This window comes from Streptomyces niveus (assembly GCF_001723055.1).
Taxonomy (GTDB): Bacteria; Actinomycetota; Actinomycetes; order Streptomycetales; family Streptomycetaceae; genus Streptomyces; species Streptomyces niveus.
The window spans coordinates 1-1,630 of record NZ_MDCR01000490.1 but is presented as its reverse complement, the minus strand read 5'-3'; the positions used below and the strand labels follow the sequence as shown (position 1 = coordinate 1,630).

Sequence of the window (1,630 nt, the reverse complement as noted above, 5' to 3'; positions counted from 1 at the left end):
GTGCCCCCGCCCGGCTGCTGGTCACCGACGGCCCCGGGTACGCGCTGCGCGCCGCGCCGGACGGCGTCGACGCCTGGCGCTTCGAGACGGCCGTCGCCGAGGCGGCGGCCCTGGCGCCCGAGCGGGCGCTGCGGCGGCTCGACGAGGCGCTGGGGATGTGGCGGGGGCCCGCGTACGCCGACTTCGCGCGGGAGGAGTGGGTACGGGGCGAACGCGCCCGGCTGGCCGAACTGCGGCTCCAGTCCGTCGAGCGCAGGGCCGAGGCACAGCTCGCCACCGGCCGCGCCGCGGAAGCGGTCCCCGACCTGGACGCGCATCTGACCGACCACCCCTGGCGCGAGGACGCGTGGCGGCTGCTGGCACTGGCGCTGTACCGGACGGGCCGCCAGGCTGACGCCCTCGCGGTCCTGCGCCGGGCCCGGTCGACGCTGGTGGAACAGCTCGGGCTGGATCCGGGGCCGGGGCTGCGGCGGCTGGAGGCGGACGTGCTGGCGCAGGATCCGGCGATCGACGCAGGGGTCCCGGAGCGTGCGTCGGAGCTGTGGACGCGGGCGGCGGCGGCGTACGACCGCACGGTCGCGGCCGGCGCCCGCGCCCGCCTGGAGACGACCGTGGGCCTGCTCCGCGATCTCGCGGTGACCGGGGGCGGCGGGCTGACGGCGGCGCGCGAGCAGCGGCTGGCGGCGATCCGGGCGGCCGAGGAGTTCGGTGACGCGGAGCTGACCGGCCGGGTGATCGGCGCGTACGACGTCCCCGCGATCTGGACGCGCTCCGACGATCCGGAACTGGCGCGGCAGATCGTCGCCGCCGCCGAACGCACCCTGGCCGCGTTGCCGCCGGGCGAGGGGTACGAGGCGGTGCGCTGCCGGCTGCTGGCGACGGTGGCGGTGGAGATGCGCGGCTCACACTCCGCGCGCGGACCGCAGGCGGCGGCGCGGGCGGAGACGATCGCGCGGGGCCTCGACGATCCGGCGCTGCTGGCGTTCGCGCTGAACGGGACGTTCATGCAGTCCTTCACGCGGGCCGGCCTCGCACCGCGCCGCGCCGAAGTAGGCGCGGAACTGGTCGAGTTGGGGGCGCGGCACGGCCTGGTCACCTACGAGGTGCTCGGCCATCTGATCCGCCTTCAGGCACTCGGCGCGCTGGGCGACTTCCGGGCGGCGGACACCCACGCGGAGGCCGCTGACCGCCTGGGCGCGCTCCACGAACGGCCGCTGGTGGGGGTGTTCACCGAGTGGTACGGCGCGCTGCGGCTGTCCGCGTCGGGGGACCCGGCCGGGGCGAGGGCGGCGTACGAAACGGCCGCCACCGACCTCCCGTCCGCCGGCATGCCGGGCCTGGCGTCGGGCCTGCTGCCGCTGGCGCTGCTGTCCCTGCACTTCACCGACGGCCCCGCCGTGCCGACACCCGAGGCGGTCGACCCGCGTGCGGACTGGGGCCCGTACCTCCCCTGGATCACCCCGCTGGCGGCACTGTCCACGGGCGACGAGGCCGGAGCCCTCCGCGCCCTGCACGCCTTGCCGGACCCACCCCACGACCTGCTGTACGAGGCCTGCTGCTGCCTGGAGACGACGGCGGCCCTCCACCTCACGGACCACCCGACGCTGCTCCGCGCCCGCACCCGTCTGCT

Annotated in this window: 1 protein-coding gene; it reads left to right on the top strand. The window is 77.3% G+C overall.

What is annotated here, in order from left to right; genetic code table 11:
* The coding region (locus tag BHU15_RS36635) for an AfsR/SARP family transcriptional regulator (protein ID WP_069631031.1) at positions 1-1,630 on the top strand (1,630 nt) is incomplete at both ends.